Raw genomic sequence first — 14300 nt, 5'->3', positions numbered from 1 at the left:
ACCCCAGTGGGATCTGAAGCTACCCAGGACGGAGCTGACGCAAACAACTGTGGCACGGAAGCGACGCATAAACCGATTCCAGTGAGCCTATGCCCTCCTGATCACGTCCCAAGGCCGAATGAATGCAGCTTGTGTCTGCCGTGCACCGACTTTTTCACGGCTGAAACGCCGCACCAACGAGGCCCTACCCCGCTCGCGGGCGTAGCGTGTAGGTTGGGGTGAGCACAGCGAACCCCAACATCGGCGCGGGCACACGTTGGGGTTCGCTGCGCTCACCCCAACCTACGCTGGCGAATCGCGGTCCTAACGTGCCGGCAGGTAGGGCACCGGGTTGACCGGTTTGCCGCGCTCGCGGATCTCGAAATGCAGCAGCGGCTTGTTCTCCGGCCCGATGCCAAGCTCGGCGATCTGCTGGCCGGCGCTGACCACGTCGCCTTCCTTGACCAGGCGGCGCTGGTTGTAGCCGTAGGCCGACAGGCGCAGGTCGTCGTGCTTGATGATCACCAGCTCGCCGTAACCTTTCAGCGCGCTGCCGCTGTAGACCACCTTTCCACCACTGGCGGCCACCACCGGTTGGCCCAGGTTACCGGTGAAATCCAGGCCGCGAGCGCCGTTGTCGATATTGAAGCCGCGCACCACGGTGCCGTCCACCGGCCAGCGCCAGCCGGGCTGACCGCCGCTGCCGCTGGGCGTGGCGATGAACGGTGTGGTGGCGGTGGGGCTGACCGTCGCCACCGCCACCGGTGCGCTGGACAGTGGCGAAGGCTCGCCCATGATCACCGGCGTCGGCTTGGTCGAAAGTGCCTGCGGCCGGTCGGTATCGTTCAGGTCGACGCCCTGAGCCGTGATCTGGCCATTGCGCGGCGCCATCGGCGAAGTCGCGCTCAGGCGCAGCACCTGCCCGGGGTAGATCAGGTTGTCCGAGCCGATGTTGTTCCAGCGCGCGAGGTCGCGGTAATCCACCTGGTTGCGGAACGCGATGGAGTACATCGTGTCGCCTTTCCTGACCAGGTAGTCGTTCGGGCCGTAGGGCCGCTGCGGCAGCGGATCGGGCTCGCGCGCCGGCGCGGCCGGTGGCGGGTTGTAGCTGGTCTGCTGCGGCGCTTTCGAAGCCGAGGGATCCCAGCTCACCATGCTGGCGCAGGCGCTCAGCAGTAGGGGCAGCAGCAACAGCGGCAAATGACGCAGCAGTGTTCTCATAAGGGGCCCTTACGCCGGCGCAGCATGAACCAGCCGCCGAAAATCACCAGGCCGGCGAGCGCGACCAGGCTCGCTTCGTGGGTGTAGTTCGCGACGATCGCGACCACCGGTTCGCCGAAGCAATAGCCGAGCGCGACCAGCACGCCGCACCACAGTCCGGCGCCGAGACCGGTCAGCAGCACGAAGGCCACCGGGCTCATGCCGAACACGCCGGCCGGCAGCGAAATCAGATGGCGCACCACCGGAATGAAGCGGCCGATGAACGTCGCGAGCGGCGCATTGCGCATGAACAGCGCCTCCGCGTCTTCGTACTTGGCCTTGTCGATCAGCAGATAGCGGCCCCAGCGCAGCAGGAAGGCGCGGCCGACATAACGGCCGAGCAGATAATTGATGCTCGCTCCGAGCACCGACCCGCCCGCGCCGGCCAGCGTCGCCAGCCAGGGATTCAGCTCGCCGCGCGCCGCAAGGTATCCGGCCGGGATCATCACCAGCTCGGACGGCACCGGAAACAAGCTCGATTCCAGCGCCATCAGCAGCACGATCTCGACGTAGCCCAGGCGGCTGACCAGCTCCTGCAGCCAGTGGCCGAAGCCGTCCATCAGGCGCGGCCCGCGAGCAGCGGTACGAACACCACCGAGGCGAGCACGGTTTCGCGCAGCCCGCTGCTGCTGCGCTCGATCAGCATCAGCTGCTGGGCACCGTTCGGCCCGACCGGAATCACCAGGCGCCCGCCGATCGCGAGCTGCTTGGTCAGACCCGGCGGGATCACAGTCGCCGCGGCGGTGACCAGAATCGCGTCGTAAGGCGCGTACGGCGCCCAACCCTGGCAGCCATCGGCGTAACCGAAATGCACGTTGCGATAGCCCAGGCGCTGCAGGCGCGTGCGCGCGGCTTCGGTCAGCGGGCGCAGGCGCTCGACCGTGAAAACCGTCTCCGCGTGTTCCGCCAGTACCGCGGTCTGGTAGCCGCTGCCGGTGCCGACTTCGAGCACTTTGGGCAGGCGCGCGGCACCGGCCAGCGCGGCCTGCGTCATCAGCGCGACGATGTAGGGCTGCGAGATCGTCTGCGCGTGGCCGATCGGCAGCGAGCGATTCTTGTACGCCTCGGACGACAGCGCCTCTTCGACGAACTCATGGCGCGCGATGCGGCCTATCGTCGCCAGCACGCGCTCGTCGACGATGCCCTGGCCACGCAGCTCGTCGACGAGGCGTCCGCGCACCGAAGAAGAAGTCAGGCCGAGGCCGCGGGAATGGTGATGCCGCAATACGCTCACTGTAGGCTCACAATAAGCTCACAGGTCTTTTGCCCAGCCGGTGAGCGACTCCAGGGCGCTGTGGCGTGTCAGATCGACCAGTAGCGGCGTGATCGACACGCGCCGGTTTTCGATCGCGTTGAAGTCGGTACCCGGGCCGGCGTCGGCGCCGCGGCCGGCCGCGTTGATCCAGTAGATCGTGCGGCCGCGCGGATCGGCCGCGCGCGTCACCGATTCGGCGCGATGCCGATAGCCGAGCCGTGTGACTTCAAAGCCGGCGAGTTCCGCATACGGCAGATCGGGCACGTTGACGTTGAGGATGGTGTCCTTGGGCAGCGGATGGCTGCGCAGGCGCTCGATCAGCATCAGCGCGATCTTTGCCGCCGTCTCGTAGTGCTTCGGTGCGCCAGCCGCGCAGGAGATCGCGATCGCCGGGAAGCCCAGCCAGCGGCCCTCCATCGCCGCGGCGACAGTACCGGAATACAAGGTGTCGTCGCCGAGATTGTCGCCGGCGTTGATGCCGGACACGACCATCTCGGGCTGCTCGTCAATCAGGCCGTTCAGCGCCAGGTGCACCGAGTCGGCTGGCGTGCCGTCGACGCAGTACACGCCGTCGCCGTGACGCTGCACGCGCAGCGGGTTCAGGATCGTCAGCGAATTGCTGGCACCGCTGCGGTTGCGATCGGGCGCGACCACGGTAACCTGATGCCGGGCGCCGACCACGTCACGCAGGCACAGCAGGCCCGGCGCCGTACAGCCGTCGTCGTTCGAAAGGAGAATCCGCATGAGCCTCGAAAGAAGAGCTTGTAACAGCCGCTAGTGTACCCGTGCAGCCTGCCCTCATGCCGATCCGCAACCTGATCGAGAACGATCCGATGAGCCACCCCGACGAGCCTGACAAAGCTGACCAGCCAGACGTGTTCCGCAGCGCGATGTCCGGGGTGCGTCTGCAGCGGCCGCCGCAGCATGTAGCGGTGCAACGGAGGCTTCCTTCGACGCAGCCGACTCAGGGCCAGCTCGACGATCTCGCGGTGCTCGCCGAGATGCTCGACGGCCCCGACCCCGAAACCTTCGAAAGCGGCGACACCCTCACCTATCGCGCGCCCGGCATCCAGGACAGCGTCTGGAAGCGCCTGCGCCGCGGCGGCTATCTGCGCCAGGCCGAGCTCGACCTGCACGGTCTGAACCGCGACCAGGCGAAGCTCGCGATCGTCGGCTTCCTCGCGCGCTGCGCGGATCGCGATCATCGCTGCGTACGCATCATCCACGGCAAGGGCAATGGCTCGCCGAACTCGGGGCCGGTGCTGAAGCGTCTGCTGGATGGCTGGCTGCGCAAGCGCCGCGACGTGCTCGCCTTCGCAAGCGCGCGGCCGGAAGACGGCGGAACCGGAGCGGTGTATGTGTTGCTGCGGCGCGCGGATTGAGCGGTAGGTTGGGGTGAGCGCAGCGAACCCCAACATAGGTTCCGCGACGATGTTGGGGTTCGCTTTCGCTCACCCCAACCTACGCCACCTAGTGGTCCGTTGCATGCTTGGCGACACAAATAAAACCGATGGATTTCGGCCTGTGGCAAGGCGCAAACCGCAGCAATAGCACCGCTATTGCGAGGATTTGCAACGCCGCCGCAGGTCGAAAGACGCGGTTTTATGTGCCGTCAAACGTGCAACGGACCACTAGCTCACGTAGGGCGGGTCATGACCCGCCGTTTTGACGTTCGTCGCCGCGAAAAGCGGCGGGTCGCGACCCGCCCTACGCGGCGCGAACCGCCGCGACGGCGCGCGGTACCGGCTGCATCTCGAGCGTGATCTGCCTGAGCACCTGCTCGAAGCGCTCGCGGCCGGCGATGCTGGCGAACTGCAGCGCACCCTGCATCGCGGCTGCCAGCTCCATCGCCTTGTCGCGCGGGTCGCCGTTGAACGAGACCGACGCATCGCGACGGCCGTCCTGCAGCGTGCTGACCATCCACTCGTAGACGTCGCGCATCATCATCTGCGCTTCGCGCTGCATCAGGTCGGGGATCGCCTCGAATTCGGCGCCGAAAATGCCGACCGGGCAGATCTGCAGACGGCCGTCGAGGTGGTCGACGTAGGTCTGGAAATAAGCCGCCAGGCGATCCAGCGCTGCGCAGCAGCGCGCGGCTTCTTCGGTCCATGCCAGGAAGCGCAGACGGTAGCGGCGCACCAGCGCGACACCGAGATCTTCCTTGGTCGGAAAGTGATAGTGGATCGCCGCGTTGCGAATGCCGAGACGCACCGCGATGTGCTGATAGCTGAAACCGTTGAAACTGCGCCTCAGCAAAAGCTCTTCGGCCGCGACGAGGATTTCCTCGCGTGTATCACGTCCGCCACGGATGGGGCGGCGACGGCCTGATTTGAGAATGGCGCTCGACATTCCCCGATTATAGTCAGGGCGGCGCGGCTGCGGATACCAGGTTCGCGGGTATCGCGCCGCGATCAGACGGAAGGTGCATGGCTGACGCGCTGCAGCAAGACCACCGCATGCGCGGCGACGCCTTCCTTGCGGCCGAGATGGCCCATGCCCTCGTTGGTCTTGGCTTTCAGGTTGACCGCCGACGGGTCGACGCCGAGTTCACGCGCCAGCGTGGCGACGATCGCCGCCGCATGCGGCGCCATCCGCGGCACCTGTGCGATCAACGTCAGGTCGGCATTGCCGACGGCGTAGCCGGCCGCTGCCACACGCCGCATCACTTCGCGCAGAAAAACGCTGGAATCCAGGCCTTTATTGCGTTCGTCGGTATCCGGGAAAAGCCGGCCGATGTCGCCACCGCCGATCGCGCCGAGCAAGGCATCGCACAAGGCATGGATCAGCGCGTCGCCGTCGGAATGCGCGACCAGGCGCCAGTCGCAGGCGATCCAGACGCCGCCCAGGCGCAGCCCCTCGCCGGCTTCCAGGCGATGCGAATCGAAGCCGTGGCCGATGCGCAGCGGCAGCGTGCTCACGGCTGCAGCTCCTGCTGCTGCAGCCAGAAGTCCGCCAGCACCATGTCTTCCGGATACGTGACTTTCAGATTGCTCTCGCGGCCGCGCACCAGCCGCGGGCTATAGCCGGCGATTTCCATCGCGCTGGCCTCGTCGGTGATTTCCAGCTTGCGCGCACCGGCGTCGCGCAGCGCCCGCATCAGCAGATCGAGCCGGAACAGCTGCGGCGTCTGTGCACGCCAGTAGGTGGCGCGGTCCACCGTCGCGGCGACGCGGTTCTGCTTGGCCAGCTTCAGCGTGTCCGCCATCGGGATTGCGAGCAGGCCGCCGTGCTCGTCGTCGGCTTCGTCGCGCAGCCGATCCAGGTCCGCCCAATCCAGGCAGGGCCGCGCAGCGTCGTGCACCAGCACGCTGATGTCGCTGAATCCGGCGGTGGAAGTGGCGACGGCCTCGAGCCCGGCCATCACCGATTCGGCGCGCGCCGCGCCGCCCTGGGTGACGACCATCTTCGGATGGCGCGCGACCGGCAACCTGGCATAGTCGCTGTCCGATTTGGCGAGCACCAGCACCACGCCGTCGATCCAGCCGCAATCGAGGAACGGCGCCAGGCTCCATTCGAGCAGCGTGCGTTCGCGCAGCGGCAGATACTGCTTGGGCTTGGCCAGGCCCATGCGCGAGCCGCCGCCGGCCGCCGGTATCACGGCCCAGTAACGGCTTTTCGACGCGCTTTTGCTGCGTCCGGCAACACTCATTGTGGGTCTGGCCTGCCTGCTGAAGGCGCCGGATACGCGATCCGCGCCGGCCTATTCGACGACCAGATAGAAGGTCTCTTCCGGCTTGATCATGCCCAGCGTGATACGTGCGCGTGATTCGATCGCCGCCTTGCCGGAGTTCAGATCCTGCACTTCGGCGTCGAGCGCGGCGTTGCGTATCCGCAGTACGTCGAGCTCGGCTTTCGCGTCCGCAACCTGGTCCTGAAGCTTGCGCGTGCTGTTCATGCCGCCGTCCGCAACGACCAGCCGCCACACCAGGCCCAAGGCCATGACGGCGAAGAAAGCGCTGGCGAATACGGACTTGGGCATAGTCAGCCGATCTTGACCGGGAACGCGGATGCGCCAGGATAGCGCGCGCGGCTGCCAAGATCACGTTCGATGCGCAACAGCTGGTTGTACTTGGCCATGCGATCCGAGCGGCACAGCGAGCCGGTCTTGATCTGGGTGGCGACAGTACCGACCGCGATATCGGCGATCGTGGAGTCTTCGGTCTCGCCCGAGCGATGCGAAACCACCGCCGAATAACCCGCATCGACCGCCATGCGGATCGCAGCCAGCGTCTCGGACAGCGTACCGATCTGGTTGGGCTTGATCAGGATCGAGTTGGCGATGCCCTGCTCGATGCCGCTGGACAGAATGCGGGTGTTGGTGACGAACAGATCGTCACCGACCAGCTGGATGCGGTGGCCGAGTTTCTTGGTCAGCAGCGCCCAGCCTTCCCAGTCGTTCTCGGCGCAGCCGTCTTCGATCGAGATGATCGGAAAACGGTTGACCAGGTCGGCCAGATAGTCGGTGAACTGGGCCGAGGTGAGCTTCTTGTGCTCGCCTTCGAGGTCGTACATGCCGTCGCGGTAGAACTCGCTGGAGGCGACGTCCAGGCCCAGGAACACGTCCTTGCCGCACTTGTAGCCGGCCTTGCCGATCGCTTCGACCAGGCATTTCAGCGCCGCTTCGGTGGACGGCAGGTTCGGCGCGAAGCCGCCCTCGTCGCCGACCGCGGTGTTGTGCCCGCTGTCCTTCAGCACCTTCTTCAAGGTGTGGAAGATCTCGGAGCCGCAGCGCAGCGCTTCGGAAAAACTCGGCGCACCGACCGGCAGGATCATGAACTCCTGGATGTCGATGTTGTTGTCGGCATGCGCGCCGCCGTTGATGACGTTCATCATCGGCACCGGCAGCGTCTCGGCCTGCAGGCCGCCCAGGTGACGATACAGCGGCATGCCGTTCTCGGCCGCCGCCGCATGGGCGGCGGCCAGCGAAACCGCCAGCAGCGCGTTGGCACCGAGACGATCCTTGTTGGCAGTGCCGTCGGTGTCGATCAACACCTGGTCGAGCACCGCCTGGTCCTGCGCGTCCAGGCCGATCACCGCCCTGGCCAGCTCGGTGTTGGCATTGTTGACGGCCTCGAGCACGCCCTTGCCCATGTAACGTTTTTTGTCGCCGTCACGCAGCTCGACTGCCTCGCGGCTGCCGGTCGATGCGCCGGATGGGGAAGCGGCACGGCCGACGGCACCGGATGCGAGCACCACTTCGGCCTCCACAGTCGGGTTGCCGCGGGAGTCGATGATTTCCAGAGCGGAGACTTGCGTGATTTTCGACATGAGTCTGAGCGTTAGCCGGATTAAGGAACGAGGGCGCGATTGTAGAGGACGAGCACGGCGACAAACAAAAAAGCCGCATGCAGAGCGCAGTCTGGCCGATTCGTGCGAATTTGTTTCAGGGGCTTGACAGAGCCGGATTTACCAAACCGGCACTGGTGGTTTTACCCCTTCTGTGACGCACGGGAACAATCTGATACTCGGCTCGCCTTTCCACTACACGGCCTTCCCTACCCATGCATACCCGTTCGTTCTGGCGCGATCTGCGCCCAAGTTCGTTGCTGCTCGCCGCCACTGCCGCCGGTTTGGCTGCAGTTCCTTCTATCAGTCTCGCCGCGATGGATCGTCCGGCGACGACGGCGGCCGAAGCCCTGCAGCGCTTGTCACAGAACGCCTCGGGCGCGGTCACCGAAAACCGCATCGCCGGCAGCGCCTATGCCACGGTCCACGCTTCCGCCAAACGCGTGCTGATGGTCGACAATGCGGCCGACGCGCCGCTGGCGCGCGCGCAGAACTTCCTGTCGATTTACGGCTCGGTGCTCGGCGTCAAGAACCCTCTGGCCGAACTGCGCCAGAAGCGCGTCTCGACCGACGGCAACGGCGGCACCCATGTGCATCTGGACCAGTACTACCAGGGCCTGCCGGTGTTCGGCGCGCGCGTCGTCGTGCACATGAATGCCAAGGGCATTACCGGCACCAATGGCGTGTTCATCGAGGGCCTCGACGGCCTGTCGATCAGCCCGCAGCTGTCAGTCGGCACGCTGCGCGCGCGCGGCCTCGCGGCCACCCGCAAACTGCATCCGAAATCGGCGCTGACGGTGGAATCCTCACGCCTGATGATCTACCGCACCGGCCTGCTCAAGGGCATCGAAGGCCAGAACTTCCTGGCCTACGAAGTCATGGTCAAGGGCAGCGACGCAGTGCGCGAGCGCGTGATCCTGAATGCCAACACCGGCGCGGTGCTCAACCACATCGACGAAATCCACTCGCTGCTGAATCGCGCGATCTACACGCCGACGATGGACCTGCCGCCGGTTCTGACCGAGGGCAGCCCGCTGGCTCCCGCCGATCCGCCGTTTCAGGGCGACACCAAGGGCAACCCGGCGTCCACGCGCACGGCCGATTTGCCGGTCAATAACCTGTATGTCTTCGCCGGCGGCACCTACAAGCTCTATAAAAACCTGTTTGGTCGCGAGGGCTACGACGACGGCGCCATCGCCGCCGCCGACCAGATCCAGCGCAGCGTCTACCTGGTCAACGATCAGTGCCCGAACGCCTACTGGGACGGCACCTCGACCAACTACTGCCCGGGCTTCGACGCCGACGACGTGGTCAGCCACGAGTGGAGCCACGCCTACACCGAGTACACGCATGGCCTGGTCTACCAGTACCAGTCCGGTGCGCTCAACGAGAGTTATTCAGACATCTTCGGCGAAACCTACGACCTGGTGAACGGCATCGAAGGGCCACTCGGCGTGACGCTGACCGAAGGCACGACTTACGACCAGGGCGGCAGCCGCTGGGTGATGGGCGAAGACATGAGCGAGGTCGCCGCGGGCATCCTGCTGCGCGACATGTGGGACCCGGACAACTTCGGCGTCAACATTCCCATCCTCGGCATCTCGGTTTTGGCGACGCCGTCACCGGGCAGCGTGATCACGTCCCCGAACTACTATTGCGACACCGGCGACAACGGCGGCGTGCATACCAACTCGGGCGTCTCCAACCACGCCTACGCGATGCTGGTCGACGGCAAGACTTTCAACGGCCACACGATCCCGGGCATCGGCCTGGTCAAGGCCGCACATATCTACTTCCAGGCCGAAACGCATCACCAGACGCCGACCACCAACTATCCGCAGCACGCCGATGCACTGGAACAGTCCTGCGCCGAGTTGATCGGCCAGCCCTTGAACGATGTGTTCGGCAATGTGTCAGCCGAAGTCATCACCACGGCCGATTGCTCGGCGGTGCACGAGGTGACGCTGGCAGTGGAGTTCCGCAACACCGACGCGATGACGGTCGCGCAGAAATGCGACTACATGCCGGTGCTGCAGCCGGAAGCTTCGACGCCGGCATTCTGCGCCGCCGGCCTGACCGAGACCCCGACCTTCAAGCAGACCTGGGAGAAAGTCAGCGAGATCCCGTCGGACTGGACTTTGAGCAGCACTACCACCGGCGACTCGACGCCCAGCCAGTTCAATTGGGTGATCAGCAGCGCGCTGCCGGCACCGCATACCGGCAAGGCGGCGTTCGCGGTCGACAACACCGGCGGTACCTGTGCCAGTGGCGGCGACATCTCGGGCTCCTACTCGATGGATACTCCGGAGATCAGCGTTCCCGACGACGCCGGCTACTTCAAGTTCGACCACTTCATGCAGGCCGAGGCCGGCTATGACGGTGGCAACCTGAAGTACAGCATCGACGGTGCGGCGTTCGCGGTGGTTCCGCCGGCTGCGTTCTTCTACAACCAGCATAGCGGCGCGTTCAGCGATGCTCCCTTGATCGAAGGCGTGCCCGACCCGCTTGGATTGACCGGCAACAACACCAACCCGCTCGCCGGCCAGGCAGCGTGGACCGGTTCCGATCAGGGTGAGGCCACCGGCAGCTGGGGCACGACGATCGTCGATCTGGCCAAGCTGGGCGCGGTGACCGGGTCCAAAGTCAAGTTCCGCTGGGAATTCGGCAACGACGGCTGCGGCGGCAACGTGGGCTGGTTCGTTGATGACGTGAAGCTCGGCTACTGCGCGGCGGTCGACAAGACGCCCGATGCCTTCAAGTTCGCCACGAAGAAAGCCAAGGCCGGCACCAAGCTGGTGTCGAACGTGGTCACGATCACCGGTGTATCGCAGGCGGTGAGCCTGTCGATCAGCGGCGATCCGTCGGCGGCCTACTCGAAGAACGACGGTGCGTTTACCGCTGCGGACGGAAAGATCAACAACGGCGACACGCTGCAGCTGCGTTTGACCGTTTCCGCGAGCGCTCCGGTTGAGATGCAGGTCAAGGTCGGCACCTACAAGACCGGTTACAAGGTCGTCGTCAAACCCTGAGCATCAGCGGCGGCTGACAAAAGGGGGCGGCTTGAGCCGCCCCCTTTTTTGTTTCGCCCTCTTATTTCAACTGGACCATCAGGCACCGAGTTCGGACTCCAGCAACGGCTTGGATTTCACCAGCTTGTCCAGCGCCACCAGTGTCTCCAGCAGGCCCTGGATCTTGGCCAGCGGCAGCGAGTTCGGGCCGTCGCACAGCGCCTCGTCCGGGCGCGGATGGGTTTCCATGAACACGCCCGACACACCGGCACCGACCGCGGCGCGCGCCAGCACCGGGATCATCTCGCGCATGCCGCCGGAAGCCGTGCCCTGCCCGCCCGGCAACTGCACCGTGTGCGTGGCATCGAACACCACCGGCGAGAACTTGCGCATGATCGCCAGGCCACGCATGTCGGCGACCAGATTGTTATAGCCAAAACTGAAACCGCGCTCGCACAGCAGGAACTGGTCGGCCGCCACCGCCTTCATCTTGGCGATCACGTTGCCCATTTCCCAGGGCGACATGAACTGGCCCTTCTTGACGTTGATCGGCCGGCCGGTCATCGCGACCTTCTGCATGAAATTGGTCTGGCGGCACAGGAAGGCCGGCGTCTGGATGACGTCGATCACGGTCTTCAGTTCATCGAGCGGCGTGTCTTCGTGCACGTCGGTCAGCACCGGCACGCCGATCTGTTTCTTGATCGCCTCCATCATCTTCAGGCCTTCGTTCAGGCCCGGGCCGCGATAGCTCTCGTGCGAGCTGCGGTTGGCCTTGTCGAAGCTGCCCTTGAAGATGTACAGGATGTCGAGCTTTTTCGCGATCTCGGCAATGTGGCCGGCGACCTCGATCGCCATCTCCTGCGACTCCAGCGTGTCCGGGCCCGCGATGATGAACAGCGGTTGATCGATGCCGATGTCGCGGCCGCAGAGTTTCATGTGCTTGTCCTTGTCTACAGCGAAAGAGCGCAGATTTTACCTGCCATGCACTTTCGCTGCCCGGAGCTCGCCTGGCGGCTTGCGGCGCGCTATACGGTGCGCTGCCTCAAGCCGCGATCGCCCGCCGGCAGAACTCCCAAAGATCAGCAGCCTGGCGCAGACGGCCCGGCGGATCGGGCAGAGCGGTCTCACGGGACAGCAGCTCGGTGTGCACGGTGGTAGAAACCAGGTTGTAGACCAGTGTCGCCAGCCGCGGCGCAGCGCCGTGCCTGACCAGGCCGGCCGCCATGCCGGCCGACAGCTGCTGCGCGATCAGATCAAGCAGGGGACGCAGCGCCGCCTGCAGCGCGGCCGGGTGCGATTCGGCCAGACGCAAGTGTTCGCGGCTCATCGCCGCGCCGCGGCGATCGCTGGTCTCGTTGTCCGAACCGGAAACACGCGTGCCGAGGCTGATATGCGTGACGATCAGCTCCAGCCGCCGCAGCGGATCGGGCAAGACCTTGATCTGCTCGCCGAAATGCTCGGCCGCCATGCCAATGGTCCGCTCGAACACCGCGAGCATCAACTCGTCCTTGCCGGCGAAGCGCTCGTAGAAAGCCCGCCGCGACAATCCGGTTTTCTTCAGCACCGCGCGGATCGTGAGCCCTTCCAGCCCCGCTTCGCCCAACAGCTCGTAGGCGGCCTCGACGATCCGCCGGCTACGCTCAAGGGTCGGCTCGGCACCGGAATCAGGCGCAACCAGGTCCCGGTCTGCTTCGGAAGCCGGGCTCATATCCTCAGCGTCGCCGGCAGTCTGAGAACCGCTATACAACGTTGACGCGATGCGCCTGGTGCTGTTCGCGCGCGGCCTTGACGAAGCCCTCGAACAGCGGATGACCGTCGCGCGGCGTGGAGGTGAATTCCGGGTGGAACTGGCAGGCGACGAACCAGGGATGGTCCGGCAGCTCGATCATCTCGACCAACTCCTCGTTCTCCGACACACCGACGATCGCCAGGCCTTTTTCGCTGAGCACGTCGCGGTAGTTGTTGTTGAACTCGTAGCGGTGGCGATGCCGCTCGGCGATCACCTCGGCGTTGTACAGCGCACGCGACTTCGATCCGCTGCGCAGCCGGCAGTTCTGGATGCCGAGGCGCATCGTGCCGCCCATGTCTGAGCGCTCGTCGCGGCGCTCGACCTTGCCGGTCTTGTCGATCCATTCGGTGACCAGGCCGATCACCGGATGGCTGCTTCCCGGGTTGAACTCGGTGGAATGCGCGCCGGCCAGGCCGCAGACATTGCGCGCGTATTCGATCACCGCGACCTGCATACCGAGGCAGATGCCCAGATACGGGATCTTGTTCTCGCGCGCGTAACGCGCGGCCAGGATCTTGCCCTCGATGCCGCGCTCGCCGAAACCGCCCGGCACCAGGATCGCGTCGGCGCCCTGGATCACGCGCGTGCCCTGGTGCTCCAGGGTTTCGGATTCGATGTAGCGGATCTTGACGCGCGTATGCGTGTGCAGGCCGGCGTGGTACAGCGCCTCGTTGAGACTCTTGTAGGCGTCGGCCAGATCGACGTACTTGCCGACCATCGCGATGCTCACCTCCGCGTCCTGCTGATCGCGCGCCTCGACCACGCGCTCCCAGCTCGACAGGTCGGCGCGGCGCGTCTCCAGGCCGAAGTGCTTGACCACCAGGTCGTCCATGCCCTGCTGATGCAGCCAGGACGGGATCTTGTAGATGTCGTCGAGGTCGATCGCCGAAATCACCGCGTTATACGGCACGTTGGTGAACAGCGCGATCTTGCGCTTCTCGGAATCCGGCAGCGCCTTCTCGGAGCGGCACACCAAAAGATCCGGCTGGATACCGATGCCGCGCAGCTCTTTCACCGAGTGCTGGGTCGGCTTGGTCTTCAGCTCGCCGCTGGCCTTGACGAACGGCACCAGCGTCAGATGCATGTACATCGCATGCTCGCGGCCCAGCTCGAAACCCATCTGGCGGATCGCCTCGAGGAACGGCAGCGACTCGATGTCGCCGACGGTGCCGCCGATCTCGACCATGCAGATGTCGGCGCCCTCCGAGCCCTTGCGGATGTGCGCCATGATCTCGTCGGTGATGTGCGGGATCACCTGCACCGTGCGGCCCAGGTACTCGCCGCGGCGCTCCTTCTCGAGCACGTTGCGATAGATCTGGCCGGTGGTGACGTTGGAATGGCGGTTGGTCTTGCCGCGCAGGAAGCGCTCGTAATGGCCCAGATCGAGATCGGTCTCGGCGCCGTCCTCGGTGACGAAGACCTCGCCGTGCTGGAACGGGCTCATCGTGCCCGCGTCGACGTTGATGTAAGGGTCGAGCTTGATCATCCGCACCTTGAGCCCGCGCGACTCGAGGATGGCGGCCAAAGACGCGGCGGCGATGCCCTTGCCCAGCGAGGACACGACGCCGCCGGTCACGAAAATAAAACGCGTAGAACTCACGCTCGGCATGAGATGGGGGACAGGCTGGGGGTTTGGAGGATTTTACGGCATGGGCGCTACCACTGCCACGAACCGCCGGCTTCACCGTAGGTTGGGGTGAGCGCAGCGAACCCCAACGTTCGA

General features: G+C 65.3%; 14 protein-coding genes. 2 read left to right on the top strand and 12 right to left on the bottom strand.

The genetic code is table 11. The features are described from left to right. Window positions 1-303: 303 nt before the first annotated feature. The 4 genes from JWQ90_RS07365 to surE are packed head-to-tail and all read right to left on the bottom strand — an operon-like array spanning window position 304 to window position 3238. Window positions 304-1200, bottom strand: coding sequence for a peptidoglycan DD-metalloendopeptidase family protein (locus JWQ90_RS07365; protein WP_299691464.1), 897 nt, complete (start codon window positions 1198-1200; stop codon window positions 304-306). Continuing rightward, window positions 1197-1799: a DedA family protein gene (locus JWQ90_RS07360; RefSeq protein ID WP_299691461.1), complete on the bottom strand. Its 603-nt coding sequence runs from the start codon at window positions 1797-1799 to the stop codon at window positions 1197-1199. Before JWQ90_RS07360 ends, JWQ90_RS07365 begins: the two co-directional genes overlap by 4 nt. Beyond that, a complete protein-coding gene (locus tag JWQ90_RS07355) occupies window positions 1799-2473 on the bottom strand; it encodes a protein-L-isoaspartate(D-aspartate) O-methyltransferase (protein ID WP_299691458.1) in 675 nt (224 codons plus the stop codon). The genes JWQ90_RS07360 and JWQ90_RS07355 overlap by 1 nt, the downstream gene beginning before the upstream one ends. A gap of 18 nt (window positions 2474-2491) precedes the next feature. Beyond that, a complete protein-coding gene (surE, locus tag JWQ90_RS07350; protein WP_299691456.1) occupies window positions 2492-3238 on the bottom strand; it encodes a 5'/3'-nucleotidase SurE in 747 nt (248 codons plus the stop codon). 56 nt (window positions 3239-3294) lie between these two features. On the opposite strand from surE, the gene JWQ90_RS07345 reads away from it, so the two are divergent. Then, a complete protein-coding gene (locus JWQ90_RS07345) occupies window positions 3295-3876 on the top strand; it encodes a Smr/MutS family protein (protein ID WP_299691453.1) in 582 nt (193 codons plus the stop codon). A gap of 325 nt (window positions 3877-4201) precedes the next feature. Here the strand turns inward: JWQ90_RS07345 and JWQ90_RS07340 are convergent, their stop codons facing one another. The 5 genes from JWQ90_RS07340 to eno form a co-directional block, all read right to left on the bottom strand. Continuing rightward, on the bottom strand, window positions 4202-4843 hold the full coding sequence (locus JWQ90_RS07340) for a TetR/AcrR family transcriptional regulator (RefSeq protein WP_299691451.1): 642 nt from the start codon (window positions 4841-4843) through the stop codon (window positions 4202-4204). A 62-nt stretch (window positions 4844-4905) separates the two neighbouring features. Then, window positions 4906-5403 carry a 2-C-methyl-D-erythritol 2,4-cyclodiphosphate synthase gene (gene ispF, locus JWQ90_RS07335; RefSeq protein WP_366919460.1) on the bottom strand — a complete coding sequence of 166 codons (498 nt, stop codon included), beginning with the start codon at window positions 5401-5403 and terminating at the stop codon, window positions 4906-4908. Window positions 5404-5408: 5 nt separating this feature from the next. Continuing rightward, a complete protein-coding gene (ispD, locus tag JWQ90_RS07330; RefSeq protein WP_299691445.1) occupies window positions 5409-6143 on the bottom strand; it encodes a 2-C-methyl-D-erythritol 4-phosphate cytidylyltransferase in 735 nt (244 codons plus the stop codon). Window positions 6144-6194: 51 nt separating this feature from the next. After that, window positions 6195-6473, bottom strand: coding sequence for a septum formation initiator family protein (locus JWQ90_RS07325; RefSeq protein WP_299691442.1), 279 nt, complete (start codon window positions 6471-6473; stop codon window positions 6195-6197). A gap of 2 nt (window positions 6474-6475) precedes the next feature. Next, window positions 6476-7762 (bottom strand): phosphopyruvate hydratase, encoded by a 1287-nt coding sequence (gene eno, locus JWQ90_RS07320; RefSeq protein ID WP_299691439.1) that lies wholly within the window; start codon window positions 7760-7762, stop codon window positions 6476-6478. 233 nt (window positions 7763-7995) lie between these two features. On the opposite strand from eno, the gene JWQ90_RS07315 reads away from it, so the two are divergent. Continuing rightward, entirely contained in the window at window positions 7996-10809 is a 2814-nt protein-coding gene (locus JWQ90_RS07315; RefSeq protein WP_299691436.1) for a M4 family metallopeptidase, read from the top strand. A 78-nt stretch (window positions 10810-10887) separates the two neighbouring features. Here JWQ90_RS07315 and kdsA read toward each other — a convergent pair whose 3' ends face one another. The 3 genes from kdsA to JWQ90_RS07300 form a co-directional block, all read right to left on the bottom strand. Next, window positions 10888-11724: a 3-deoxy-8-phosphooctulonate synthase gene (gene kdsA / locus JWQ90_RS07310; RefSeq protein WP_299691433.1), complete on the bottom strand. Its 837-nt coding sequence runs from the start codon at window positions 11722-11724 to the stop codon at window positions 10888-10890. Window positions 11725-11830: 106 nt separating this feature from the next. After that, complete coding sequence (locus tag JWQ90_RS07305) at window positions 11831-12496, bottom strand: TetR/AcrR family transcriptional regulator (protein WP_299691430.1); 666 nt, start codon at window positions 12494-12496, stop codon at window positions 11831-11833. Window positions 12497-12527: 31 nt separating this feature from the next. Continuing rightward, window positions 12528-14186, bottom strand: coding sequence for a CTP synthase (locus tag JWQ90_RS07300; protein WP_299691427.1), 1659 nt, complete (start codon window positions 14184-14186; stop codon window positions 12528-12530). Window positions 14187-14300: the final 114 nt, after the last annotated feature.

The organism is Hydrocarboniphaga sp., assembly GCF_028291725.1.
In the GTDB taxonomy this organism is placed as follows: Bacteria; Pseudomonadota; Gammaproteobacteria; order Nevskiales; family Nevskiaceae; genus Hydrocarboniphaga.
Note: the sequence above shows the minus strand (reverse complement) of the source record. Positions and strands in the feature narration are given on the sequence as shown.

Excerpts from the sequence above, each read along its gene's own strand:
- JWQ90_RS07365 (WP_299691464.1), bottom strand. The coding sequence starts at position 1,200 with ATGAGAACACTGCTGCGTCATTTGCCGCTGTTGCTGCTGCCCCTACTG.
- JWQ90_RS07360 (WP_299691461.1), bottom strand. The coding sequence starts at position 1,799 with ATGGACGGCTTCGGCCACTGGCTGCAGGAGCTGGTCAGCCGCCTGGGC.
- surE (WP_299691456.1), bottom strand. The coding sequence starts at position 3,238 with ATGCGGATTCTCCTTTCGAACGACGACGGCTGTACGGCGCCGGGCCTG.
- JWQ90_RS07345 (WP_299691453.1), top strand. The coding sequence starts at position 3,295 with ATGCCGATCCGCAACCTGATCGAGAACGATCCGATGAGCCACCCCGAC.
- JWQ90_RS07340 (WP_299691451.1), bottom strand. The coding sequence starts at position 4,843 with ATGTCGAGCGCCATTCTCAAATCAGGCCGTCGCCGCCCCATCCGTGGC.
- ispD (WP_299691445.1), bottom strand. The coding sequence starts at position 6,143 with ATGAGTGTTGCCGGACGCAGCAAAAGCGCGTCGAAAAGCCGTTACTGG.
- JWQ90_RS07325 (WP_299691442.1), bottom strand. The coding sequence starts at position 6,473 with ATGCCCAAGTCCGTATTCGCCAGCGCTTTCTTCGCCGTCATGGCCTTG.
- eno (WP_299691439.1), bottom strand. The coding sequence starts at position 7,762 with ATGTCGAAAATCACGCAAGTCTCCGCTCTGGAAATCATCGACTCCCGC.
- JWQ90_RS07315 (WP_299691436.1), top strand. The coding sequence starts at position 7,996 with ATGCATACCCGTTCGTTCTGGCGCGATCTGCGCCCAAGTTCGTTGCTG.
- kdsA (WP_299691433.1), bottom strand. The coding sequence starts at position 11,724 with ATGAAACTCTGCGGCCGCGACATCGGCATCGATCAACCGCTGTTCATC.
- JWQ90_RS07305 (WP_299691430.1), bottom strand. The coding sequence starts at position 12,496 with ATGAGCCCGGCTTCCGAAGCAGACCGGGACCTGGTTGCGCCTGATTCC.
- JWQ90_RS07300 (WP_299691427.1), bottom strand. The coding sequence starts at position 14,186 with ATGCCGAGCGTGAGTTCTACGCGTTTTATTTTCGTGACCGGCGGCGTC.